This is a genomic window from Streptomyces sp. NBC_00249 (assembly GCF_026342355.1).
Lineage (GTDB): Bacteria > Actinomycetota > Actinomycetes > Streptomycetales > Streptomycetaceae > Streptomyces.
In genome coordinates, this window is record NZ_JAPEMV010000001.1 from 1062274 (window position 1) to 1085815 (window position 23542).

A 23542-nucleotide genomic window follows, 5' to 3' on the forward strand; every position below is an offset into this window, starting at 1 on the left:
GGCGTCTCCACGAACGAAGGGGGTGCGGTCAGAGCGTGGCGGTCAGGGCAGCCGGGGCGGCGAGGGCCGGCCGGGGAGGGAGCGCGGAGGGCAACACGGTGTCCAGCCTCCGGATGGCGGCGAGGTCGGCGAGGACCTCGCGCTTGGCACGGGCGCGCAAGGCCGGGGTGAAGGTGTCCGGCTCGAGCCTTCCGTCCGCGGTGGCGTACGGGCGAAGGCGGGCCAGGATGCGGGCGGCGGCGGCAGGCTGCGCGGCGACGAGGCGGTCGAGGGCCGCGTCGATGGCCTGGCGCCGTAGATCGTGGTCGGGGGCGGCGCGGCGCCGGTCGGTTACCGTGATCGCGTACTGGTGGATCAGGCGGTTGTGTTCGGCTCGGCGCTGCCAGGCCGCGACCAGGAACCGGCGCGCGTTGAGGACCTTGAAGGCGTCGGGTTCGGGGATGTCGGCGAACCCGTTGGGCAGGGAGCCCAGGGCCGAGGAGCTGGAGGCGCGGGCCACCGGCACGGTCAGGCTGGTCAGTTCCTCCAGTGCCGTGTTCCAGCGCCGCTGCAGCAGCGGGTGGCGCAGCGCCGGGTCGCGGTCGTTCTGATTGCGGGCGTCATCGGCGACAGCGCTGCGGAAGGCCACGGCTCCCATGGACAGCAGCCGGTCGACCTCCGCTGTGCGGGGCGCGGGGAGGTAGCCATCGGCCCAGCCTTCCTCGACGGTGTCGAAGATGTCCTTGGCCAGCGGGCGCGCGGGCAGCCCTGCGGCGGCGTGCGCCTGGGCGAGGAGCTGGGCGAAGAGGACGGGATACGCCTGCGAGAGCCAGCCCCGGGTCGTGGTGACCGTGTCCGTCGGAGGAGTCTCCTCGGATTCGCGCGTGCGGTCTTCGGACCGGCGCAGCGCGGCGGTTTCCCGGTGGACTTGGTGGCGGGCGGTACGGACCTGCCGCAGCTGGCGGGCGGTGCGGCTGGTGCGCGGGTCCTGGCGGTAGGTCATCCGCTCGACGGCGACCTGGAGGTCGCCCTCGGCGAAGGTGAGGGCGTCACGCAGTTCCTGCAGGCGGGCGGGAGCGTGGAGCAGGTCGTGCTGGGCGGGGCGGAGGTGGCCGCCGGCATCGGCTATCGCGGCCGTCACCAGGTGCTCGAAGCGCTCCTGCAGGTAGTGGGCGAACGCCTCGTCGTCGAGGGCAGCCACTTCGCGCAGGCGGAGGCGAAGGTGCTGCGGCTGGGGAGAGTCGGTGGGCTCGGGCATGGTGATCCTGTTCGGAATGGCGGGGCAGGGGAGGTCAGGCGGAGGCCGGGAGGCGGGTGGCCGGATGGGTGCGGAGTTTCGCGAAGGCCACGGCCAGGCCGACGGCCTGCAGGACGGCGCAGGCGGTGATGGCGTGGCCGAGCAGGTCCGGTGGTGTGAGCGCGACCAGGGCTCCGGCGAGGGGGAACGGCGCGAGGAGCAGCAGGATGATCAGAGAGAGGGTGCTGCCGAACACATCGGCCGGGACGAGGTGGGCGCGCAGGGTGCGCAGCACCACGGTCATGCCCGCTTCGCCGGCCATCAGCAGCGCCACCAGGACCAGGAAGACGGTGTAGGTGTCGGCGGCGGCCAGAGCCAGGCAGGCCAGGGAGGCGAGGGCGGCTGCGGCAGCCCCGACCGGCCACAGCCCGGCGCGGTCGATCGCGAAGCGGGCGAGGGTGACCATGGCCAGGGAGGCGATGGCGGCGGCCGACCAGACGAGGCCGACCTGGCTGCTCGTGCCACCGAGTTGCTTGATGACCAGGACGGGGCCGGCGGCCTGCACGAGGCCGATCGCGCAGTTGGACAGCACCAGCCCGACGCACAACCACCCCAGGGCGGGGAGCGACCGCAGGGTCCGCCATCCGATCTTGAGGCCCTGGGCGACGGGGACCGGGGCCTCTTGGGGCCAGACGGGACGCTGACGGGGGGCCAGGGCCGCGCCGAGCAGGGAGCAGGCGGCGATGATCAGTAGCATGCCAGTGGCGCCGCTGAACTGGAGCAGCACACCGGCCAGGGCCGGGCCAGCCAGGGTGGCGCCCTGGTCGATGCCCAGCAGGACGGCCTGGACGCGGTGGGCATGGCCTCCGGCGTCCCGGCTCGCGGCGCCGCCCGCGGTCTCGGCCGCGATGTAGGAGAACTCCGTGAGGACGCCTGTCGTGGCGGCCAGCGTCATGACGGTGATCACGGCGCTCGTTCCCTCGCCCACGGAAGGCAGAACGGCGGCTGCGGCAAGGACGACCACCGCACGCAGGACCGAGGCGATGCGCAGGACCCGGGTGCTGCCGAACCGGTCAACGGCGGCGCCCGCGAGGGCGAACGCCCCGAGGCGGGGAACCCATTCGAGCATGAAGGCCAAGCCGGTCAGGGTGGCCGAGTCGGTGACGCCCAGGACGAGCAGCGGGATGCCGTACGTGCTCATCGCGAAGGCGCCGGCATCGGCGGTGCGCGGGACGTAGACGCCGCGCACGGGTCCGAAGTCGGGGGTGCGGACATGTCGGCCGGTGGGTGGCCGCAGGACGGCAGCGTGCTTGGGGGACATCGTCTTTCCGGGGTGGGGCGGATACGTTCGGGGAGCAGGCCGGCTGGACGGTGACGACAGTCCGAGCGGGCGGCAACAGCGGCTAGCGGGGCGTCGAGACCGAGTGACGCGGGTGGCTGTTGCGCGGGCGGCGGTGGCGGCCCAGGCGTCGGCCGGGGCCGAGCTTGGGCCGGGCGGCGGTCAGGACGGTCAGCGCACTTGCGGCGCCGGCCGCGGGCAGGGCAGCGAGGATCTGCGGGCTGGTGGAGAGGGCTCCAGCGAGCGCGGTACCGGCGGCCTGCCCAGTGCCGACCGCGAGGATCAGCCAGGCGTACGCCTCGGTCGTGCGGGAGGCCGGGGCGAGGGCATCCACCGTGTGGAACCCATTGGTGATGATCAAGGTGAGGAAGAGGCCCGGTATCCCCACAAGACCGACGGCCGCTCGGGGTCCTGGGTCAGCCAGCAGGGGAAGCCAGCCGAGGAGGAACAGGACGCTGGTGCAGAGAAGTTGCGTGGTCGTGGTGCCGGGCCAGGTCCTGCGGGCGTAGACCAGGCCGCCCAGGAAACTGCCGGTGGAGAACACGGCGGGAAGGAGCCCGGACAGCATCGGCTGCTCCTGTACGGCGGCCATGTCCGCAGCCCAGACGTTCATCGCGCCGAGCGTGAACCCGGTCCCCGCCAGGCCGGCGAACAGCATGACCAGCCCGCTGCTCATCAGCCGTCCGGTACCCGCGCCGCCCTCTGAGGTCGGCCGCCATGTCCTCGACGGACCGGCGGTCAGGACGATCGCCGAGCCCGTCAGGCCGAGCGCCGCGGTCGCCAGCAGAGCGGTATCGGAGCCATGAGTGGTCGCCAGCCACGAGGCGAGCAGTGGGCCCACCACGTAGAGCAGTCCCTGCGAGCCGGTATCGAGGGCCTGCACGACGCGCCGCCGCCCCGCATCCGGCAGGACCGTCGGCCACAAAGCCCGCAGTCCGGCCTCCAGGGGCGGGGTGATCAGCCCGGCGAACCCCACGACTGCGGTCACCACCACCTGCTGTCCGTTGGCACCGACCCACGGGAGCGCCAGCAAGCAGGAGGAGTTGAGCACGGCGGCCGGGATGGAGACCCGGGTCTGCCCGTACCTGTCCATCAGCCGGCCCTTGACCGGCTGGGAGAGGCCCGAGGCCAGGCCGTAGAGCGCGGCAAGGAGTCCGCCGAACGCCAGCGTCCCGCCGCCCGCAGTGACCCACAAGACCAGGGAGACGGGGACCATGCCGTTGGGCAGGCGCCCGATCAGGGTGCCACCGAGCAGGCGGGCAACGTAGCGGCTGCCGAGGACGGATCCGTACGTGGCCGACGGGGCGGTGGCGGTCGAACGAGCGGTCAACGGGGGGGCTTTCCGTCAGGGCTCAGCGCCAGGGCGCCGGGAGCGAGGGGATACCGGCGGCGGGCGGCCGGAACATGGCAGTGGTCGGTTGGGGTTCACCGGCTCGGTCCGCTGGTCGGTGCGGAGAACAGGTCCATGGGCCGCCACCCGGTGGCCGGGGCGGGGGCCGGCGGCTGGGCTACGGCCACGGCCGGGCTGGTCTTGCGGGCCTGGTGGGCGGCCCACTGCCCGGAGCGGTTGGCGGCCGGGATGCGGGGTGCGCCCCAGACGGGGTGTGCCTGGGCCTCGGGAAGCGGGCGGGCGGTGGCCCAGGTCGAAAGAGCCAGGTAGATCGGGGCGAGGGCCTGGCCCGGGGCGGTCAGCTGCAGCGAGGCGGCGTCATCGCGGGTGACGGCCACCAGGCCGTCGTCGATGAGCCGGCGGATCGGCGGGTAGATCGCGCTGGGGCTGTGGTCTGGCATCGCCTCGGCCGAGAGTGCGGCCATGGTCGAGGTCCCGCGGGCTTTGAGGGTCCACAGCAGCACGGTGGCGTGGCGGTGACCGATCACGGCGAGGGTGTCCTCGGCGTTCTGCGCAGCCGGTATCCGCTCCGGCTCCGTCTTCCCGGTGACGGGGTTGAGGACGAGGTTCTTCTCCAGGTGTCCGTCGCCCCAGCCCGCCAGGGCGGTCAGCGACGGCATCAGCTCCCGTCCGCGTGCGGTCAGGCCATAGGTGACGTGCAGTCGGGTCTGGGCAGTGCGCTCGACGAGCCCGGCATCCGAGAGCGCCCGCAGCCGCGGGTGGAGCTGGCCGTCGCCGAGCCACGGCAGGTGCTCCTTGAGCTTGGTGTAGCGCAGCGGGCCGGGCTGGGAGGCCAGCGTCATCAGCACCCACACGCTCCAGCGCGGCGTGATCATCTCCAGCGCTTCGGCAACGCGGGGCAGGTCGTTGGAAGGCAGGCGGGCAGCAGCCAAGGCGGTGACTCCAGACGGCGCGGGGTGGACGAGAAAAAGGAGAAAGGAGGGGGTCAGCGCGAGCGGGCGGGCCCGTCAGACGCGACCGGCGGCATGGCCGGTGTGACGGCCGCGGCCTGGGAGGCGGGCGCCGGGGACTCGGTGTCGGGGACACGAGCCAGGCTGTTCAGAACGTCGCCGAGAACCTGGGCGTGGGAGTCGCGGACGGTGACTGCGTGTGCCAGGCGGCGGGTGGCATCGGAGATGTGGCCGACATCCACGGATTCGATCGTGCGGTCGGGGTGAGTCAGCCGGTGGAGCTGCTCGGTGTGGAAGGCGACGGCGCGGTCGGCGTACTGCAGGGCGTCGAAGCTGTTGAGCAGGGCGTAGCGCATGCTGCCGGGCACGGCGTCCGTGGCGAGGCCGGTGACCGGGCGGCCGTAGAGCGCTTCGATCTGCGCGCCCGCCGCCCGGGAGGCGGCGTACGGATCGGGCACTCAGCGCCCCCGGGCCGCCGCCACGCCCTCGACGCCGGTGGGCGCGGGCCGTAGGCCGCTGCCCACGACGGCGGACCGGACCTGGAGGGGGGCGGCCGGCGGACGGGCGGCTGGCGGCGGCATCGCGGAGAGCAGCTTCTCCAGCGCGATGCGGTAGCCGGTGCGGCCGGCCAGTGCGGCCTCCAGCCACTCGGCGTCGAACCGGAGAGTGTCCGAGGACAGCGAGTCCAGCTCGGCGTCGGGGGCCATGGCTGCGTGGACACGGTCGCGGACACGTACGACCTGGGCCTCGGCCAAGGCGAGGAAGGCGCGCAGTTCCAGGGCCCGGACCAGGGCGGGCGAGCTGCCGGGGCGGACCGCGCGCTGGTGCAGCTGGTCCAAGGGTCCGCCGAACACCTGCTCCAGGCGGGCGTCTTGGGTACTGGGCTTGCGAGCGTCGCTCATCGGGCTCCGCCCCTGATCCGCGCGGGCTGTGCCGGGACGGCAGTGGGCAGGGTCGTTGTCACCTGGGGTCCGAAGCGCCGCTGGATGCGGGCCTGCTCGACGGGGGACTCCAAGAGGAACCGGAGGACCTGCGCCCGACCGTCACGGGCGGCAACCGCGTAGTTCACACGGTGGGCCAACTCCATCACCGGGTCGTCCAGCACGTCCCCCGGCGCCGTCTCCAGCGCGGAGACCAGAGCGTCCTCGGCCGTCTCCACTCCCTGCTGCGCCTCGGTGAGCAGCGCGTACCAGCGGACCACCTGGGTGGCACTGGGGTAGGCGTGCGGAGCGGCCTGGACGGCCTGGGCCAGTTCGGGCAGACCCAGGCTGAACTGGGCCTCGATCCGCTCGGCGAACAAGCCGAGCACGTCGCCGTCGAAGACGTCGGGGATGTCGGACACGAAAGGGGGCTCCTGGAAGAAAGGGAACGTACGGGTGGGTCAGTTGGGGCGAAGGCTGCCGTCGCGACGGAGGTCACCGTCGTCAACCCAGCCGGTGATGCCCGAGGCGGTGGTGATGTGCAGCCAGGCGCCGTCGGTGACCGAAGCCGTGAACGGCTCTCCGCGCCGCAGCACACCGACAGCCGTGGAGTCACCGTCGGCACGGGCATGGACGGCGACGGCGAGCACCGGCTCGGCCCGCCGAGCCGTAGGGGGCGTGACGGGGCTGAGTACGGCGGTGGCGGCGGAACGGGATGGGGTGCCGCTCAGGACGGTGGCGGTGATGGACGCGGGTGTGTGGCACACAGCGGATGGCTCCAGACCAGGCAGAACAACAGGAAGTGACCGCCCTCAGTGGGGCGGTGGTGTTGCAAAGGGTCCGGAGATTCCCCGGTTTCCGAAACCGGGGATCGGCGGCTATATTGCGCGCCGCCGGTCCGCCGAAGCGGGCTCGGCGAAAGCCGTGTTCAGCGTCCTTGAGGCCGACGGGAGACCGGCGGCACGGGTGTCGCCGGGGCGGTCTGGGCCGGGCTGCGGCGTGCGGTCGGAGCCGGCGGCGGTAGCGCCGGGGCCTCCTCGTCCGACCATGCCTCCCACCAATCGACCGCTGCGGCGTAGGTCTCGAACCCGCCTTCCCGGAGGGTGTGGCTGTTGGAGTCCCAGTCGAACTGCTCCAGCAGGATCCGGAATTCCGGCGCCGCCTGCGGGTCAAGGGAGCGCAGCATCACGACCGTCTGTACGGGGTCGCGCATGTCGTCGGTGTAGCTGGCCAGCAGGGCGAAGTGGTCACCATCTCCGCGGACGCGCGCCTCCAGGGCCCTGGTGCGGTCGTCTGCGGGATCGTGCACACCCTCCGGTGCGTCGAGCGCGTCCGAGGGACAGCCTCGGGCTATCAGGTACGACTGTGCCATCGCGTACAGCGGGAGTCCCTTGGAGTCGACCTCGAAGGTGCGGGCGCGCAGGTCACGGGAAACGTGAACGGCTCGGAGCTGCGGGCTTCCCGGAATGCCGTACGTGGCTCCCTCGTCGAGGAGGACGAAGTAGGCGTCGGTGTACGTGCGGTACTCGCCGAGCACCTTGAAGGAAGAGATGTCGAGATCTTCGTAGTGCTGCTGATGGCCGTCATCGGCGGGCTCGAAGCCGTCCAGTTCGTAGTCGGGTTGGTGAAGAGGCACGTGTGGCGAGCTTCTTTCTTCAGGGGCGGAAGGGGACGAACCCCGGGGCACCTTGGGTCAGTGCTGTCGGGCTTGTGCCGGCCAGGCCCCTGCCGGGCGGGCAGGCACAGGCGTGGCCATGGCCGGTGGACGGCGGGTGCCGAGCAGCGCGGTCCGGCCGGTGTCGGTCAAGGCGACCGGCTGGCCGACGGTTAGCGTCCGGGTCGTGTCCCGGGTGACGAGTCCGTGGGATTCCAGGCGCTGGAATGCCGGAAGGTCGATGAGACGGCCCTGGACTGTTCGGACCGAGACCCGGTGGGTGAGGAGGTGCTCGCGCATCGTGCCGCCGCCGGCGAGCGAGAGGAGTGCCGCGAAGTCGTGCGCCGTCAGCTCGTCATCAGCGGGGACGAGGGCCGGGGCTGCGGCCTTGACCGCATCCAAGGCGGCAGCGACACCCTCCTGCAGCCGGTCGCGGGCGGCCGTGGCCTGGGCCAGGTCGTGCACAGTCCGGCGCAGGCGGTCCAGGAGCGGGGTATCCACGGGGTAGCTGCCGGAGGACAGGCGCTTCAGTACGTTGCGGTGGTAGGCGACCGCGCCCTCTGCATTCATCAGTTCCCGGTGTACGGCAGCGAGCGCGGCCCGCTCCGCCAGGAGCAGCCCGCGGAGGTGGTCGTGATGCAGGACGGTCAGGTCGCCGACGACTTGCTCAATGACGGTGTCCAGGGCGGTTGCCGGGAATTCGCGGGCGGTCACGACGGGCGGCAGTCGCAGTCGGCCGGGATGGCAGCCAGAAGTGCCGAGCGGCGGTAGGACTTGCGGCGCCGGCCGTCGCCGTGGGTGATGTCGCGGCTGGCCACCTCGTACGGGCGCAGCAGGGTGGCCAGGCGGGTCTGGGTGAGTTCCGCGTACGGCCAGCGCCCCTCGGCGATGCCGGGCAGGGTGCGCAGCTCCGCGACGAGGTCGGCCGAGGACAGCGCGTCCGAACTGCCGCGGAAGGCGAAGGCGTCCAGGCAGGCGGCCAGGATGCACGGGGCCACGAAGGCGGAGACCGCGTTCTCGGCGGGGCGGCTCAGGACGGTCGGCGGCTGCTCGGAGTCGGCCCACGGCGGGCAGCAGGTGTCGGCGCCCAGGAGGTGCGAGACCTGCCGGCCCGCCTTGGCGTGCTCAACCAGCAGATTGTTCAGGTCGTCGAGTTCCTTGTCCTGGGCGGCTTCGGTGGTGGGCTGCGGTCGGCTGGACCAGGCGCTCAGTTCCGCCTCCACCTCCAGCTGACGCTCGCGAGCATCCAGCAGGGCCTGGTGGCGCGGGTGCGGAGCCGGCCTGGGCTCGAGGAGGGCCGTTATCAGAGCCTGGAGCAGGGAGGAGGACTGGGCGGTGAGGTTGGTCATCGCGAAGGACCCTTCGGGGAATTCGTGGTGGCGATGCGGGCGGGTGCGGGGAGTCCGGGGACCGGGAACGCTGCGGCTGGAGGCGTCGGCGTGCAGGCAGGGCGCGGCCGGACTTGTGGCGAGAGGGAGCGAGCCGCGTACGCGCGGGGCCCGGCTGCGGGGCGGGGGCGGCCGACACGGGCCCGGACGGTGTCGTAGATGTCGTGCTTGGCGCGGGGGCGTACGGCGACGATGTGGACGTTGGTGCGGTGGCTGGAGCCGGGCGGGGCCGGGCGGTAGTCGTAGACGATGCGGTACTGCACCCGGGAGCCGAGGTAGAGCTTGCGGTAGCCGGTCAGCTCGGCGGTGAGTTCAGGCCCTCTCACCTGGGCGCGCACGACGTCCTGGATGAGGGCGAGCCCGAGGTCGCGCATGTCGCCCGGAGCGGCGAGCAGGTCGTTGAGGGCTTCGGGGTGAAAGGAGAGGCCGAACGCTGGCGGAGGCTGCGGTGGGTGCGTCACAACGCGGCCCCGTCCGGGGCCAGGGTGCCGCCGGTCCTCTGGGCCTCCAACTCGCGGGCGGCGGACCGCGTGGAGGGGCCCGGCCCGCGCAGCAGGCGATGCTCGGCACGGTCCGGGTCGGTCTGGCAGGCGCTCAGGGGGCCGTCGGGGGCACGGACGTAGGCCATGCAGTGGGTGAGGAAGTCCCGGTGCCACACGAACATGCCACTGGGGCCGGCCTCGGGGTCCTTGTGCTGCTGGTAGGCCATCCACAGCGCGTGCAGCCACGCGACGACGTCGAGGTGCTCCTGCCACTGCTCGCACCATGGCGCCGCGGTGGTGATCTCGGCGCCGTAGACGTCCATGAGGTGGTCGTCCACCCAGTCCGTCAGCGCAGCGACTTCGTCCTCGTACTCCTCGCCTTCCAGCTCCAAGATCGGCTTGGGGTCCGGCGGCGGGGCGGGGGCGGTGAACGACGGCATGCCGGGGAACCCGGCGAAGGGCATGCTCGCGGCCATCGGGTCCGCAGGCGGCACGGAGGCCAGCGTGTCGATCATGCGGGCCTGCTCGGCCGACTGGTCGAGCAGCTTGCGGACGGACGCCTCGATCGATTCGAGGTCAGCGTCCGGCAGACGGACCGGCTCTATTTCCCCGCCATGGCGAGGCTCAGCAGATTCGGACACGAAAAGGGTTCTCCTTGCAGCCAGGGCCGTGAAATCGATGGCCCTGATGGTCCGGAGAATCCCCGGTTTCGGAAACCGGGGATCTGCCGCTATATTCCGCCTGCCACGGGATCGGGCTGTGGCGCAGCTCGGTCAGGAGGTCAGGTCGAAATCGTCCTGGGAATGCACCTGACGGGCGGTCTCGGTGAGGCGCTCGGAGGCAACAGCCGCGTACTCCTTCGTCTTCTCGATGCCGATGAAGTCGCGTCCCTCCAGCAGCGCGGCGACGCCGGTGCTGCCCGATCCGGCGCAGAAGTCGAGCACGGTACCGCCGGGCGGGGCGATCTTCACCAGCTCCCGCATCACCTCGACCGGCTTCTGCGTGATGTGCCGGCGAGCCTTGCCTGAGGGCTGCGAGGCGCTGTACAGGCCCGGCAGGTAGACCGGGTTTGCGGCGGCGTCGATCTTGCCCTTCGCACCCCAGACGATGAACTCGCAGTCCTGCCGGAACTTGCCCTTCTGCGGCCTGGCCTGCGGCTTGTGCCAGGTCAGGACACCCAGCCACAGCCATCCGGCGGCCTGGAGCGCGTCCGTGGTCGCCGGCAGCTGCCGCCAGTCGGTGAACAGCAGCGCCGTGCCCCCGACCTTGGTGGCCCGGTGGGCCTCGGTCATGATCTGGGTCAGCCAGAGCGTGTACGAGCGCTGGTCCATGTTCTCGCCGACAAAGTCCGGCAGCGCGTGCTGGGCGTCCGCGGAGACGTACTTCTGGCGGGCAGAGCGGCTCGTGCGCTCCTTGGCGGTTCGGCCGCCGCTGTTGTACGGCGGGTCGGTGATGACGGAATCGGCGCAGCCGTCGGGCAGAGTCGCGAGCACGCTGAGCGCGTCGCCCTGGTGAAGGGAAAACGACAAAGGGGAACCCCAATTCGGTGAGGGATGCAGACGGGAAGGCTCCAGACCGTGCGGCGGCCATCGCAAGACATGCGGGCAGGCGGCGCGGGGAGGTCCCAAACTGTAGGTGACGATTCCCGGTTGAGACGCATCGCCGACCAAGAACCCCGGAAATCAAGCGGATTCCGCCCGTGATTTCGGTGACCGGGGATTCGGGCTTACTGTCTTGTCACTGCCCGGCGGACACCGCTGATGGCGACCCTTCCCCGTTTCCCCTCTCCCGCAGGAGGCCCCTGTGTTCCGTCCGTGACCCCGCACGCAGCCATCGCTGCCACCTCGCCATTCCCTGCCCGCCCGCCCGCCGCAGACCCTGACAGGGAGGCCGCCCATGTACCGCCCCTGCTGACCTCGCCCATGTTCCCCGCAACTGCGCCTGCCGAGGAGGTGCCGCTCATGTTCCGCCCGTAATCCCCTTCTGCCCTGGTGGGCGAGGCAACGCTCACCAGGCACCCCAGTTCGATCCCGGGTTACCCGCCCCGGCACCCCTCCAGGAGTTCGCTGATGTTCCGCCCGTAAGACGCCCCGCCGTCCCGCTCTTCACCAGCCCGCCGCTGCGGGCCACTCCTTGAACGTCCCAGGAGGTACACCCATGTTCCGCCCGTAACCTCCCCCGTCCCACCGGGTGTGTGAGGCAACACGCACCCGAGCCGGGGCTCTTCGCCCACCTCCACCGCTCCGGCCGCACGGCCCTTCCTCTTTCACACCGTGCGGCCGGGGCCCACCCCGAGGACCTCCCCGTGACCCCTTCCTCTCCATCGCCACGTGACATCCCCGCAGCCCGCCGGCCGGAGGCCGCCCGGGAGTGAAAGGCATCGCCGCCGCGATCGGCGTGCTCTGCCTCTCCCCCGCGCTGCTGGCTGGCACAGCCGTCCTCGCCGCAGCCGCGAGCCACTCCTCGAGCCCGGGCACCTCCTGCGTCACCGACTCGGTCGACACCGACGCCGTACGGCGCCAGGTCGCCGCCGTCCTCGGCGGGTCAGGTGCTCAGAACGTCCACGTCGAGGGCCTGGACCTCCCCGCCGAGCAGATTCCCCACGCCCGGACCATCGTCGCCACCGGCATCACGCTCGAAGTGCCCGAGCGCGGCCAGATCGTGGCCCTGGCCACCGCCATCCAGGAATCCCGGCTGCGCAACCTCAGCTACGGCGACCGCGACTCGCTGGGCCTCTTCCAGCAGCGACCCAGCCAGGGATGGGGTACCCCCGCCCAGGTCCGCGACCCCGTCTACGCCAGCGCGAAGTTCTACCAGGGCCTGCTGAAGGTCCCCGGCTGGCAGCAGATGACGATCACCCAAGCCGCGCAGGCCGTCCAACTGAGCGGATTCCCCGGCGCCTACGCCCAGTGGGAACCTCTCGCCCGCGCTCTGCAGCAGGCCATCGCCCCGACGCTGAAGGGCTCAGCGCCGCCCGCCGACGGCCAGACCCCGCGCCTCCCTGCGACAGACCCGTGTACCCCGGGCGAAGACGGCAGCGGCTCCGGACCGATCCCCGAAGGGGCGGTCCCCAAGGGGTACTCGATCCCCGCCGACGCCGACCCCCGCGCCAAGACGGCCATCACCTGGGCCATGAACCAGCTCGGCACCCTCTACCAGTGGGGCGGCTCGTGCCTGGATCCGCACGGTCCGGACCCCATGGGCCGGTGCGACTGCAGCTCGCTGACCCAGCAGGCGTACAAGAAGGCCGGGATCACCCTGACCCGGACAACGTACACCCAGGTCAAGGAAGGCAACGCCGTCCCGCTGAACCAACTTCGCCCCGGCGACCTGGTGTTCAGCCGCGGCACCCCGGCGGTCCCCGAGCACGTCGGCATCTACGCCGGCCACGGCTACGTCATCGAGGCCCCGCGCACCACAAAGCCGGTCCGCTTCAGCACCCTCGCCGACTACGCCGCCCACAGCGCACGCCGTCTCCCGTGACACCGGTCCGCCCGGCCAGCCCTTGAGGCACCGGGCGGACCGGACCACCTTCGCGCCGCAGAGCGCCCCTTCCCCCTCCCCTCTCCCCCCTTTCCTTCCTGTTCCCCGGCAGGGCCCGTCGGGTCCTGCGCATGCAAGGAGCGCACCACCATCTCCCCCGCCAATCTCACTCCACCCCTGTCCGAACGCCTCACCCTGCTTGCCTACGATCCGGGCGTCTCGCCCAAGGGCGGCGGCCTGCCCGGCCTCGACGTCCTGCGCACCGTCGTGAACTCGATCAACCTGTTCGGGATCGTGGCCGTGGTCGGCGCCCTGGCCGTCAGCCTCGGCGTCTGGGCCTGGGGCCACCACTCCGGCGGCCACCAGGCCGAAGCCAACGGCAAGAAGGGCGCGGTCGTAGCCGCGGCCTCGGCTCTCGGCCTGGGCGCGGCCAACGGCATCGTGGCGTTCTTCAGCGCGCTCGGCCAGCAGGTCCGATGAGGAAACGTTCCCTCGACGTGCTCGGCCTGGGCTGGCAGCCACCCCGGCGCGTCCTGCTTTTCGCCGGTGTACTGGCCGCGCTGCTGGTCCTCGCCGGCGCCGTCGCCTGGTGGACCGGGAGCCACCAGAGCCCCGAGGCATCCGGCAAGCAGACCAGCCCGACCGGTGCACCGAAGGCCTCCTCCGCTCCCGTGCCGACAGCGCCCGCAGGAGGGTCCACGGTCGCCGGGCCGCCGCCGATCTCTGATCCGCTCGCGTTCGCCCGGGCGAGCGCGGTGATGCTGTGGACCTTCGACGCCCGCACTACCAGCCGCGACGCCCAGCTCGCCGGCATGCACAGCTGGCTGACCGGCGAGTCCGCATACGCGGACTGGGACTCCGTCCAGGCCCAGATCCCCGACCCGGTGCTGTGGTCACGGCTGAAGGACAACGGCCAGCACGCCAGCGCCACCACGTCGGAGGCGCACTTTCCGTCCGCGTTCAAGCAGGCCCTGGCCGACAACCCGCAAGCCATCACCGAGGCGTACATCTACGCCGTCACGGTGCGCGGCAAAACCCAGCTCGCCTGGAACGGAGGCGGAGGCGGTGCCGAAGACCGGCAGATCACCCTCGCCGTCCAGTGCCGACCCGGCAAGGACTGCCGCCTGGTCGCTATAGCCCCGCGCGTCGCCCCGTAGCCACCGCCTGTACCTCCCGAAAGGACGCCCGACGTGGGCTTTTGTGACCTGCCTGTCGCCGGCTACCTCTGCAAGGCCGGCGATGTGATCGACTTCGCCTCCGATCCCGTCGGCGCGATCGGGAAGTGGATGGCGGAAAGCGCCGGTGACGTCGCCGCCGCCGCGGCGGACCTCGCGTCCAAGGCCATCGACCGCACCACCAACATCGACCTCGGCGCGGGATGGTTCCGCGACAACTACGAGACGATTCTGCCGATTGGCCTGCTGATGCTCGTCGCGACGTTCTGTGCGCAGCTGGTGAGAGCCGCGATCAAACGCGACGGCCAAGCCCTCGCCCAAGCGGTGACCGGAACGGCCTCCGGCGTCTTGTTCGCCTTCTGCGCCATCGCCTTCACCACCGTCGCCATCGAAGTCGTCGACGCCCTGTCCAACGGGCTGTTCGCGGCTTCCGGGACGGACATCTCCTCCGCCGTGCGCAGGATCGTCAAGGTCCAGCAGATCAGCTCCATCGCCGGAATGGGCTGGCTCGTCGCAGTCGTCGCGGCCCTCGGCAGCGCGATCGGAGCGTTCTTGTTCTGGGGCGTGATGATGGTCCGCAAGGTCGGCATCCTGATCCTCGTCACCTTGGCCATTTTCGCCGGAGCCGGCGGCGGCTGGGAGGTCGCCCGTCGGTGGCGCCGCGGCTGGATCGAGGCCACCGCCACCCTCGTCGTCTCCAAGCTGCTGATGACGATCATCTTCGTGCTCGGCATCGCAGCCATGGGCAAGACCGAAGCCAAGGACGGCGTTGCCGCCCTCGCGGACGTCGCCGCAGGCATGGTGATCATGCTCATGATCCTTTTGTGCCCGTACATGACGTTCAAGTTCGTGCACTGGGCCGCTGAGGGAACTGACGGCGAGTCCCTCCACCGCGCTGGCGGCGCCGGCGCGACGGTTGCCCGTCAGCACGCCGAGAACGCGGCGCGCAAGGCTGCTGCGGCGGCCACCGGCGGTGCGGCGGCCGGAGCCGGTGCTGCCGGTGGTGGTGCCGAGGCTGCGGGCAGCGGCGGGGGGTTCCCCGGCGATATCGCGTCCAACCCGACCGGCGGCATGGACATGGGCAAGGGCGACTCCGGCGGCAGCTCCGGCGGGGGCTTCCACGACCTGATGGAGCAGGCCGCGCCCCCGCAGGCCCGGACCGGAGGCGGCCAGGACACCGGCCAGGCAGACGGTCCGCCGAGCTGGAGCGGCCCCGGGTCCCAGCAGAGCGGGTGGAGCACCAGTGCGCCCGCCGATCCGATGCCTTCGGCCCACGGCGCTCCGGCCAACGGTGACAGCGCCTCCCAGTCCGGCTCGCCGACCGGCCTGTAGTCCCTCCGCCAGCCCACCCCGGGGCAGGGCCACCACACTCCCTGCCCCGGGCCGACCCGCCCCGGGAACCGTCCTTGTCCGAAGTCCTCCCCCTCACCGTCAAATTCCCCACCCGGTCACGGCGCGGGATCCTGCTGGGCCTCTCCCTCCCGCAGCTCGTCCTCGTCTCCTCGACCCTGGCATTGCTGCTGGTGGCCGTGCTGACCGTCGGCCTGATGGGCGCCGTCGCACTGGCCCCCGTCTGGATCACCACCGCCGTCCTGGTCGGGGTGCGCCGGGAAGGCCGGTCCCTGATCGACTGGGCGCCGCTGGTGGCCCGCTACGCCCACCGCCGCCGTACCGGCCAGACCATGTGGCGGGCCCGGCCCGTCTCCCGCCCCCAGGTCGAGGGACTGCTGCACCTGCCCGGCACCACCGCCTCCCTGCGCGTGGCCACCGCCGGCTCCGGCGCCTCCGCGATCCACGACCCCCACCGCCAGACCCTGACGGCCGTCGCCCGGGTCAGCTCCCGCGCCTTCGCACTTCTCGATCCGGCCACCCAGAACGCCAACGTGAGCGCCTGGGGCAGGGCGCTCGCCGGCATCGCCCGCACCGGGCACGTCGCCACCGTCCAAGTCCTGGAACGCACCGTGCCCGACTCTGGCGACAGTCTTGCCCGGCACTGGACCGAGCACGGCAATCCTCAGGCCCCCGTGGCCGGACACATCTACTCCGCGCTCGTCGACTCCGCCGGCCCCGCCGCCGCGCCCCACGAGGCGTACCTGGCCATCGCCTTGGACCTCAAGGCCGCCAAGCGCCTGATCGGCCAGGCAGGCGGAGGGCTCCACGGCGCGTTCACCGTCATGGGGCAGACCACCGCGTCCGTCGCCCAGGCCGCCCGCGGCGCCGGGCTCACCGTCACCGGCTGGCTCGGCTCCCGCGAGATCGCCGCCGTGCTGCGCACCGCGTACGACCCCGCCGCCACAGCCCGGCTGCAGCAGTGGTCCTCCACCGGCCGCGCCGAAGCCGACCCGGCCGCCGCCGGCCCTGTCGCCCAGGTCGAGGAGAACGACCGGGTCATCACCGACAGCGCCCGGCACGCGACGTACTGGATCGAGAACTGGCCGAGGACCGAGACGAGTTCGGGCTTCCTGCACGGCATCATGTTCAGCACCGGCGTCCGCCGCAGCTTCTCCCTTATATACGCGCCGCAGGGCATCGAGTCCGCCCTGCGGGACGTCCAGCGGCGCAAGTCCGCGATCATCTCGGACGCCTCCGAGCGACGGCGCCGCGGCCAGGTCGAGTCCGAAGCCGACAACGTCGAGTACGCCGACGTCAAGACCCGCGAGAAGCAACTGATCTCCGGACACGCCGACGTCGCCCTGACCGGACTGCTCACCGTCTCCGCGGACACCGACCAGGCCCTGGACGCCGCCTGCGCCCAGCTGGAGACCGCCGCTGCCAGTGCTCAGGTCGACCTGCGGCGCCTGCTCTTCCAGCAGACCGACGCCTTCACCGCCTGCGCCCTCCCCCTCGCCCGCAACACCCTCTAGTCCCATCCACCCGCCGCCCCCGGCGTCCCCCTCCACGAGGAGCCCCTTGTCCCCTGACGAACACCCCGTCGGCGACGCCCACCCGTACCTCCGGGCGGCCACCGCCGGCCTTCGCCACCACACCCGCCTCCTCGCCACCCGTGCCAGTCAGCCAAGCGACCGACACCACCTCGACACCCTCCACGCCCACCTCACCGACCTGCACCGCCTCCTGGACCAGCTCGCCGAGCACACCCGGCCCGAACGACCCGCCTCTGGACGGCACCTGGCCACGGCCCACACCCGCCTGTGGCAGGCAGCCGACGCCGTCCACGCCGCCTTCCACCTGCTCCCCGCCGCGTCTGACGGCACCGGCTGCCACCCAGAGCGGCTCCCGGACGGCCCGCCTGTGCTGACCATCTGCCAGCGGCACCTCGCCGCCTCCCACGTAGTGCGGCGCAAGACCACCCCCGCCGACCTCGCGTCCTGACCGCCACCACCCCGGAAGCGTCCTCTTGTCCCACCGCCGCGAAGCCAGCGCGACCCCCCTGTTCACGCCACAAGGCATCGGCCGGGCCCAGCGCCGCGCCCTGCGCAAGCAGACCGCCCGAGCCGAGGCCCGCGCCCGTGCCGCCGCCGGCCCCAGCTCCGAGCAGCAGCCCGCCGAGGCCGTCTACCCCGAGGCCGTCTACCCTCCCGCCGGGCGGCCGGGCCCCTCCTCCGCCCGCGGCAGCCGCCTCAAGCTCTCCGCCCACCGCATGACTACCGCCGTCGCGAGCGCCGCCTACCCCTTCCTCGCCGAAGGCGGACTCGGCGCCGACGGCATCTACATCGGCAAAGACCTCCACGCGGAGGGCAGTTTCACGTTCGACCCCTTCGAGCTGTACGGAAAGGTCGAGGGCTTCACCAATCCCAACGTGCTGCTGGCCGGTGTGATCGGGCAGGGGAAGTCCGCGCTCGCCAAGAGCCTGGCGCTGCGCAGCGTCGCCTTCGGGTACCGGGTGTACGTGCCGTGCGACCCGAAGGGGGAATGGACGGCCGTCGCCCACGCGTTGGGCGGTGCGTCCATCGCCCTCGGACCCGGGCTCCCCGGCAGGCTGAACCCGCTGGACGCGCCTCCCCGGCCTCCCTCGGTACCGGAGGCGGAGTGGGAGGGGGAGGTGCGCAAGCGCCGCCTGCTGCTGCTCGGCTCCCTGGCGCGTACGGTCCTCGGCCGCGACCTGCTGCCGATGGAGCACACCGTCCTGGACGTCGCGCTCGGCACCGCCGTCGCCCGGGCTGCGGCGTCCGGCAGGCCCCCGCTACTCGGCGACGCCGCCCACGCCCTCGCCGACGGGCCGGGTCTCGACCTGGCCGGCGGCCTGCTCGCCGGGCGCCTCGGAGACGCAGCCCGCGACCTCGCCCACGCCATGCGCCGACTGGTCTTCGGTGACCTGGCCGGGATGTTCGACGCTCCCTCCACCACTGCCTTCGACCCGTACCGGCCCATGCTGTCCATCGACCTCTCACGCCTGGGCGGCACCGACGACGCCGCCCTCGTGCTCGCCATGACCTGCGCCTCCGCCTGGATGGAGGCGGCCCTCACCGACCCGTACGGCGGCCGGAGATGGGTGGTCTACGACGAGGCGTGGAGACTGATGAGGCACCCGGCACTCCTGATGCGCATGCAGGCCCAGTGGAAGCTGAGCCGCGGCCTGGGCATCGCGAACCTGATGGTGATCCACCGGCTGTCCGACCTGCTCACCGCAGGCGACGCCGGCAGCCAGAGCCGGGCCCTGGCCGAGGGCCTGCTGGCCGACTGCTCCACCCGCGTGATCTACCGCCAAGAGACCGACCAGCTCGCAGCCGCCGCCGGACTCCTCGGTCTGACCAACGTCGAATCCGGAGCGCTCTCCCACCTCACCAGGGGTCGCGGCCTGTGGAAGGTCGCAGGCCGCAGCTTCGTGGTCCAGCACCAGCTACACCCCGATGAACTGCAGCTTTTCGACACAGACGCACGCATGCATTGACCACAGAATCGTTCAAGCAACCCGGGAACCCATGCCCTCAGCACGCGCCGATCTGTCCCTGTTCGCCTCCGCGCTCGCCGCCCGTCTCCCCGGGCAGTGGACGAGCAACTACCGGCAGCACCTCACCTACGAAGACCAGTGCGCCACCATCGACCGTCTCTGGGACCGCGGCCACGTCGAGTACATCGTCAGCCAGTACGTCCTGGGCCACGAGGCCGTACTCCACGGCCCGGACAGCCAGCGCCTCTACGTCACCGACCGGCCTCTGCGGCCAGGCCAGTTCGTCGTTGCTCCGTTTGGCCCCGACGTCGAACCGCACCACTTCGTGGGCATCGAGGAACCCAACGGGATCGCGGTCCCCAACGATCCCGTCCGGGCCGCAGCCCGCATCACCCGGCGGCTGCTCCCCCGATATGAAGCCGCCCACGACGCGGTAGGCCGCAGCCTCGTCGACCGGCCCGAACCCCCGCGCCGCAAGGCCCCGCCGCAGGTCGACCGAACCCTCACCCTGACCTGGTACGAGGACGGGGTGGTGGGGGCGCCGTACGAGGACGTCCTGGAGGAAGCCAGGGAAGTGCTGTATGTCCACGGATTCCAGTACGTGCCCCACCAGGCCGCGTTCCTCCTCTCCACCTCCTACGGCGAGGCCGACCGCGCCGTACGCATCCAGGCCGTCGCACTGCGGCTCGCCGCAGCCGGGATCGGTGTGAACCTGCGTCACGCCACGCCCACCGCCACGCGACCCAGCCCACCGGCCGTGGCCCGGCCGGTACCCGCGCTGCCCGCAGCGCCTGCCGCCCGCGCCCGCTGACCACCTGCAAGAAGGAAACCGCTATCAGCACCCGCAGCTTCATCGCCCGCCCCACCGGTACCGGCTACGAGGGCATCTACTGCCATTACGACGGCTATCCCGACAACCAGCTTCCCCTCCTTCTCGGTGCCGCCCGCTACCGCTTCGGCGGTGACCTCGACGCCCTGCGTCGGCACCTCATCGATGGCCCCCACGACTGGAAGCAGCTCGGCATGGACCTCCTGGACAGGGCCCCCGACAACGTCCGGGAGCGGCTCGACCCTGACGGCGACCGCGGCCCGAGCGCACCCTTCGACAACGTGTTCAACGTTGACGGCACCCCCGCGAAGCCGATCCCGGTCACCAACGCCAACGCTGATGCCATGGGCCTGGAATGGGGCTACGTCCTGCACGACCACGGCATCGAGGTCATAGCCCTGACCTGGTACGACATCGGCCCCATCGTGCCCTGGGACACCGACCCCCTCTCCCGGATCTCCGGCACCCCCTCCCTGTGGGACTCGAACCGGCCCGCGCCCATCCAGGCCCCCGCCGCCCCACTGAAGATCACCAAGCCGGTCGCCCCTGCACCCGCACCCGCCCGACCGCGGATCACCCGCTGAACGCCCCACCCATGGACCCCACACCGGAGAACTCTCTGTCCGCCGCGCAGATCACCGTCGTCATCGCCACCCAGCTCCGCCCCGAACGCCTGCCCTACCTGCAGGAGATGCACGCCAGCCTCACCCGGCAGACAGTGCCCTGGGAGGCAGTCCTCGTCCTCGACGGCGCCGACCCCGCCCTCGTGCCTGCCCCGATCACCGCCGACCCGCGCATCCGTACCGTCGCCCTGCCCCGCCCGGTCGGCGCCGCCTGCGCCCGCAACCTCGGCCTGAACGAGGTGCGCACCGAGTTCGTGAACTGGGCCGACGACGACGATGTCTTCCCCGACTGGAGCCTGGGCATACGTCTGGAGGCCTTCACCGACGAGCTCGGGTGGGTCGCCGGATACAGCGAAGACTGGCTGCCGGACGGCTCCCGGCGCCTGTGGGAATGCCCGGCCCCGCCCGGCTATCACGCCGCCGGCGACGTGGTGACGTACTGGCCCCGGCCGCAAGACACCATCCCCGTCGGGCCGACGACCATCCTGGCCCGCACCCGCCTGGTCCGCGCGGCGGGCGGCATGGGCGGACTCGTCCAGGGCGAGGACTACATGGCGGCCGTCGGCGTCACCGCCCTGGCCCCCGGCGTGCTGCTCCCGCTGCCCGTCTACCGGTACCGCAAGCACGACGGTCAGATGACCCGCGGCGAGCAGTACGAGGAGCTGGAGCTGGCCGCCCGCCGCCATGCCCACGCGTTCGGGCACGGCCTGCGCAACGCCCTCGCCAGCCGGGCGTGAGCATGGACGACCGCACGACGCCCCGCCCCAGGGGCCTGGCACAGATCATCCTCGCCCTCAGCCCGGCCGACGGCCTGGTCGCCGTCCCCGTGGGCGAGCAGTACCGGTGGGCCGACACCGCCCTGCGGCTCACGCCCGGATTCGAGCGGCGCCCCGACGGCACGTACGCCCTGCACGAGGTAGACACCGCAAAGCCCAACCTGCTTGCTCTCGCAGAGAACGCGCGCCGACACCGCGTCCACCTCTTCGGCGGCGCCCGCCCGTACCTGGGCGACTACGCCACCGCGCTGGCCGACGGCCTGCCCGGCGCATGGACAGTGAAGGTCGAGGTCTACGCCCACCCGGTGTGGCAGGGAGACCTCGTCCCCCTCCTCTGGGACTCGGGCGAACTCATCGGCGCCGTGGAGCACAGCCGCATCCCGTACGCCGCCAACCTCACCAACGGCGCGGGCATCGAACTCCTCCTCGTCGAACGGCCCGGCAGCGCACACGAATACCTGCTCGGCTGCTTCGCGAGCACCCCCTTCGACGACAACTACGCCGACCCGCTCGCCCCCAGCTCGGTCGTGCTGCCGTCCGAAGCGGCCCACGCCGCCGGCCTAGTCACCGGCACGTTCCTGCCCTCGTACGAGCGGGCCGTCCACGAACGGCTGTTGGCCGCCATCGAAGCGGCGCACGGCAGGCTCGAGGAACTCCATGCAGAGTGGACGGCAATCCAGCAGTCCGGCCGCTACAGCGACGGCACGCTCCTGGACCCGGCCACGCTCGGACACACCGAGCAGCAGTACCTCGAAGAGAGCTCCGTGGAGTGGCGCCGCCTGCGACCCCACGCCGCTGAGCTCCTCTCCCATGTGCGCCCAGTGTCGGGCGCCGAGGACTCCGCCTCCCTGGACCGCCTGCACCAGCTCCTTCACCCGGACGCGGCGGAACCCTCGTGGCCGGCGGCACCGTCCTCGCCTGCCGCCCTGCCACCCGGCACGGCCGAGACCCTCCGCCGATGGCGCACCGACGCGCCGGCCCTGCTGCGGCAGGCCCGCGCCGCCCGACCCATCGGCCCTGCGTCCACGGTCTGGCCTGCGATTCCCGCCGTCGGCAAAGCCCCGCCATCCGCCCTCGGGCGGGCGCCGCGCAGCCGATGACCTCCCCCGACCACCAGGACACCCATGCAACCGCACTTCCACTTCGGGGTGCACCCCGAGCACGGGGTGGTCGCCCGCGCTACCGCGGCCATCACACCCCACCTCGCCGACTGGTACCTCCAGCACGAACAGTTCGAGCCCGTCCCCGGCCGACCGGACTTGTACCAGCTCACCCATCCTGACCAGAACCCGCGGCGCCGGGCCCGGCAGACCGTCCACGACCTCCGCCGTCACGGCTTCACAGTGCACGCGGACCACTCCATCGATCCGGAAGAACCCGCCACACCGGTTAGTCCAGCCCAGCACAACAGCCTGACAGACCGGCGGGCTCGGATTGCTCAGGCCGCCGCCTCCCGGCCTCCTCAGCACCGCACTGGCACCCCCCAAGTCACCACCCCGCCCGCGACCGCCGCCGTTATCCATTCCCCGGCCGCCGCACGAACACGGTAGCCATGCCTGACACCCGACCCAGTGGGCCACAGCCTCGGCAGCAAATAGAAGCACTGACCCAAGCCCTCGTGCAGCTGAGTAGCACCCTCTCAAACCCAGGCCAGAGTTGAGCGCGCCACGCGACACCCACCTGCCATCCGCCCTACCGCGTAGTCGAATTGACGTCCATCCCCCACCCCACAGCCCCCCTTGGCTACACTCTGCGCTCACGTGGACACGTTACGTCGGGGGCCTGGCAGTGCTGATGGAACTCTTGCTCGGGGCAGCGGTCGGCTTTCTAACGGGGCTGACGACAGCATGGCGAATCGTAGCCAAAGGGGCCGCCTATGCCTGGCTGGAGGATCTTCGCGATCGGGTCAAGGTACGCAAGGCCGACCGCCGCAAGAAGCAGGCGATCAATCACGCGAAGCTTGACCAGCAACTCGCCGCAGAAGCCGCAACCCTAGAGGCGGAGCGAAAGAGGGTTCGCCGCGCGCACTCGGAACTAACGAGGACACTCCCACTCGCGAACGAGGCAGTGCACACCCACACAACCAGCAACTTTGTCAGGTTTCTGGCAGGTGCGAGCCAGAGCTTCCCGAACCTGGCGTCCAGCTCCGAAGCCGACGCCGAGCGCGAGAAGTTCAACCATCACCGCGCGGTCATCGAACAGTTGCGGCGGCAGGTAGAAAAGCTCTCCAGCCTGGGAGTTGATCTCAAGTGCCCCATCAAGGACTGGAGCGAGGCGGGTTCGATCGACCTCCGCACTCTGGCTGATCAAGTCGACAAGGTCACCAAGGGCTACGCCCTGAAGATCTGACCATGCCGAGACCTCGGCCTGCACAGCCTTGATGGATGCATCGGTTATGGCCACCACGTTGAACGCGAGTACGGCAGTAGCAACCCCCGCCGCAGAGCCCGCGGCTCTGCTTGGCATCACAATACGGGCGAACGTGCCCTTCTTGACCGCCGCCT

The 23542-nt window shown here is 71.6% G+C and carries 26 protein-coding genes; 12 read left to right on the top strand and 14 right to left on the bottom strand.

Annotated elements, in window-relative coordinates:
* Window positions 1-28: 28 nt before the first annotated feature.
* From OOK31_RS04715 to OOK31_RS04780, 14 genes are all read right to left on the bottom strand, one after another.
* Window positions 29-1237 (bottom strand): hypothetical protein, encoded by a 1209-nt coding sequence (locus OOK31_RS04715; protein WP_267011043.1) that lies wholly within the window; start codon window positions 1235-1237, stop codon window positions 29-31.
* Window positions 1238-1271: 34 nt separating this feature from the next.
* Window positions 1272-2417 carry an MFS transporter gene (locus OOK31_RS04720; protein ID WP_267011832.1) on the bottom strand — a complete coding sequence of 382 codons (1146 nt, stop codon included), beginning with the start codon at window positions 2415-2417 and terminating at the stop codon, window positions 1272-1274.
* Between the two features lie 202 nt (window positions 2418-2619).
* Complete coding sequence (locus OOK31_RS04725; RefSeq protein ID WP_267011044.1) at window positions 2620-3885, bottom strand: MFS transporter; 1266 nt, start codon at window positions 3883-3885, stop codon at window positions 2620-2622.
* Window positions 3886-3980: 95 nt separating this feature from the next.
* Entirely contained in the window at window positions 3981-4838 is an 858-nt protein-coding gene (locus OOK31_RS04730; RefSeq protein WP_267011045.1) for a helix-turn-helix domain-containing protein, read from the bottom strand.
* 53 nt (window positions 4839-4891) lie between these two features.
* Window positions 4892-5314: a hypothetical protein gene (locus tag OOK31_RS04735; RefSeq protein WP_267011046.1), complete on the bottom strand. Its 423-nt coding sequence runs from the start codon at window positions 5312-5314 to the stop codon at window positions 4892-4894.
* Window positions 5315-5758, bottom strand: a complete 444-nt coding sequence (locus OOK31_RS04740) for a hypothetical protein (RefSeq protein ID WP_266949416.1) — start codon at window positions 5756-5758, stop codon at window positions 5315-5317. It lies immediately after the preceding gene.
* Entirely contained in the window at window positions 5755-6198 is a 444-nt protein-coding gene (locus tag OOK31_RS04745) for a hypothetical protein (protein WP_267011047.1), read from the bottom strand. Before OOK31_RS04745 ends, OOK31_RS04740 begins: the two co-directional genes overlap by 4 nt.
* A 39-nt stretch (window positions 6199-6237) precedes the next feature.
* The gene (locus OOK31_RS04750) at window positions 6238-6543 is read right to left on the bottom strand and encodes an SH3 domain-containing protein (RefSeq protein WP_267011048.1); all 306 of its coding nucleotides are present in this window, start codon (window positions 6541-6543) and stop codon (window positions 6238-6240) included.
* Between the two features lie 161 nt (window positions 6544-6704).
* Window positions 6705-7412: a hypothetical protein gene (locus OOK31_RS04755; protein WP_267011049.1), complete on the bottom strand. Its 708-nt coding sequence runs from the start codon at window positions 7410-7412 to the stop codon at window positions 6705-6707.
* A 57-nt stretch (window positions 7413-7469) separates the two neighbouring features.
* The gene (locus tag OOK31_RS04760; RefSeq protein ID WP_267011050.1) at window positions 7470-8144 is read right to left on the bottom strand and encodes a hypothetical protein; all 675 of its coding nucleotides are present in this window, start codon (window positions 8142-8144) and stop codon (window positions 7470-7472) included.
* Window positions 8141-8779: a DUF3631 domain-containing protein gene (locus tag OOK31_RS04765; RefSeq protein ID WP_267011051.1), complete on the bottom strand. Its 639-nt coding sequence runs from the start codon at window positions 8777-8779 to the stop codon at window positions 8141-8143. The genes OOK31_RS04760 and OOK31_RS04765 overlap by 4 nt, the downstream gene beginning before the upstream one ends.
* On the bottom strand, window positions 8776-9279 hold the full coding sequence (locus tag OOK31_RS04770) for a hypothetical protein (RefSeq protein ID WP_267011052.1): 504 nt from the start codon (window positions 9277-9279) through the stop codon (window positions 8776-8778). The genes OOK31_RS04765 and OOK31_RS04770 overlap by 4 nt, the downstream gene beginning before the upstream one ends.
* A complete protein-coding gene (locus OOK31_RS04775) occupies window positions 9276-9941 on the bottom strand; it encodes a DUF4913 domain-containing protein (protein ID WP_267011053.1) in 666 nt (221 codons plus the stop codon). Before OOK31_RS04775 ends, OOK31_RS04770 begins: the two co-directional genes overlap by 4 nt.
* A 132-nt stretch (window positions 9942-10073) precedes the next feature.
* Window positions 10074-10829 (bottom strand): site-specific DNA-methyltransferase, encoded by a 756-nt coding sequence (locus OOK31_RS04780; protein WP_267011054.1) that lies wholly within the window; start codon window positions 10827-10829, stop codon window positions 10074-10076.
* 841 nt (window positions 10830-11670) lie between these two features.
* On the opposite strand from OOK31_RS04780, the gene OOK31_RS04785 reads away from it, so the two are divergent.
* The 12 genes from OOK31_RS04785 (at window position 11671) to OOK31_RS04840 (ending at window position 23387) form a co-directional block, all read left to right on the top strand.
* A complete protein-coding gene (locus OOK31_RS04785) occupies window positions 11671-12783 on the top strand; it encodes a C40 family peptidase (protein WP_267011055.1) in 1113 nt (370 codons plus the stop codon).
* Window positions 12784-12933: 150 nt separating this feature from the next.
* Window positions 12934-13263: a hypothetical protein gene (locus OOK31_RS04790; RefSeq protein WP_266820609.1), complete on the top strand. Its 330-nt coding sequence runs from the start codon at window positions 12934-12936 to the stop codon at window positions 13261-13263.
* Window positions 13260-13940 (top strand): hypothetical protein, encoded by a 681-nt coding sequence (locus tag OOK31_RS04795; RefSeq protein ID WP_267011056.1) that lies wholly within the window; start codon window positions 13260-13262, stop codon window positions 13938-13940. The genes OOK31_RS04790 and OOK31_RS04795 overlap by 4 nt, the downstream gene beginning before the upstream one ends.
* Before the next feature lie 33 nt (window positions 13941-13973).
* Window positions 13974-15290, top strand: a complete 1317-nt coding sequence (locus tag OOK31_RS04800; RefSeq protein WP_267011057.1) for an ATP-binding protein — start codon at window positions 13974-13976, stop codon at window positions 15288-15290.
* Window positions 15291-15364: 74 nt separating this feature from the next.
* Window positions 15365-16822: an SCO6880 family protein gene (locus OOK31_RS04805; RefSeq protein WP_267011058.1), complete on the top strand. Its 1458-nt coding sequence runs from the start codon at window positions 15365-15367 to the stop codon at window positions 16820-16822.
* 46 nt (window positions 16823-16868) lie between these two features.
* On the top strand, window positions 16869-17291 hold the full coding sequence (locus OOK31_RS04810; protein ID WP_267011059.1) for a DUF6238 family protein: 423 nt from the start codon (window positions 16869-16871) through the stop codon (window positions 17289-17291).
* A 25-nt stretch (window positions 17292-17316) separates the two neighbouring features.
* Window positions 17317-18810: an ATP-binding protein gene (locus OOK31_RS04815; protein WP_267011060.1), complete on the top strand. Its 1494-nt coding sequence runs from the start codon at window positions 17317-17319 to the stop codon at window positions 18808-18810.
* 31 nt (window positions 18811-18841) lie between these two features.
* Complete coding sequence (locus OOK31_RS04820; RefSeq protein ID WP_267011061.1) at window positions 18842-19621, top strand: hypothetical protein; 780 nt, start codon at window positions 18842-18844, stop codon at window positions 19619-19621.
* 212 nt (window positions 19622-19833) lie between these two features.
* Window positions 19834-20223, top strand: coding sequence for a hypothetical protein (locus tag OOK31_RS04825; RefSeq protein WP_267011062.1), 390 nt, complete (start codon window positions 19834-19836; stop codon window positions 20221-20223).
* Window positions 20224-20234: 11 nt separating this feature from the next.
* On the top strand, window positions 20235-20999 hold the full coding sequence (locus OOK31_RS04830) for a glycosyltransferase family 2 protein (RefSeq protein WP_267011063.1): 765 nt from the start codon (window positions 20235-20237) through the stop codon (window positions 20997-20999).
* 2 nt (window positions 21000-21001) lie between these two features.
* A complete protein-coding gene (locus OOK31_RS04835; protein ID WP_267011064.1) occupies window positions 21002-22138 on the top strand; it encodes a hypothetical protein in 1137 nt (378 codons plus the stop codon).
* Window positions 22139-22826: 688 nt separating this feature from the next.
* Window positions 22827-23387 (top strand): hypothetical protein, encoded by a 561-nt coding sequence (locus tag OOK31_RS04840; RefSeq protein ID WP_267011065.1) that lies wholly within the window; start codon window positions 22827-22829, stop codon window positions 23385-23387.
* Window positions 23388-23542 lie beyond the last annotated feature (155 nt).

What these genes read in the sequence shown, in the direction of transcription:
- OOK31_RS04830 (WP_267011063.1), top strand. Translation starts at nt 20,235, where the DNA reads ATGGACCCCACACCGGAGAACTCTCTGTCCGCCGCGCAGATCACCGTC.
- OOK31_RS04720 (WP_267011832.1), bottom strand. Translation starts at nt 2,417, where the DNA reads ATGAGCACGTACGGCATCCCGCTGCTCGTCCTGGGCGTCACCGACTCG.
- OOK31_RS04835 (WP_267011064.1), top strand. Translation starts at nt 21,002, where the DNA reads ATGGACGACCGCACGACGCCCCGCCCCAGGGGCCTGGCACAGATCATC.
- OOK31_RS04765 (WP_267011051.1), bottom strand. Translation starts at nt 8,779, where the DNA reads ATGACCAACCTCACCGCCCAGTCCTCCTCCCTGCTCCAGGCTCTGATA.
- OOK31_RS04820 (WP_267011061.1), top strand. Translation starts at nt 18,842, where the DNA reads ATGCCCTCAGCACGCGCCGATCTGTCCCTGTTCGCCTCCGCGCTCGCC.
- OOK31_RS04715 (WP_267011043.1), bottom strand. Translation starts at nt 1,237, where the DNA reads ATGCCCGAGCCCACCGACTCTCCCCAGCCGCAGCACCTTCGCCTCCGC.
- OOK31_RS04795 (WP_267011056.1), top strand. Translation starts at nt 13,260, where the DNA reads ATGAGGAAACGTTCCCTCGACGTGCTCGGCCTGGGCTGGCAGCCACCC.
- OOK31_RS04740 (WP_266949416.1), bottom strand. Translation starts at nt 5,758, where the DNA reads ATGAGCGACGCTCGCAAGCCCAGTACCCAAGACGCCCGCCTGGAGCAG.
- OOK31_RS04825 (WP_267011062.1), top strand. Translation starts at nt 19,834, where the DNA reads ATGGACCTCCTGGACAGGGCCCCCGACAACGTCCGGGAGCGGCTCGAC.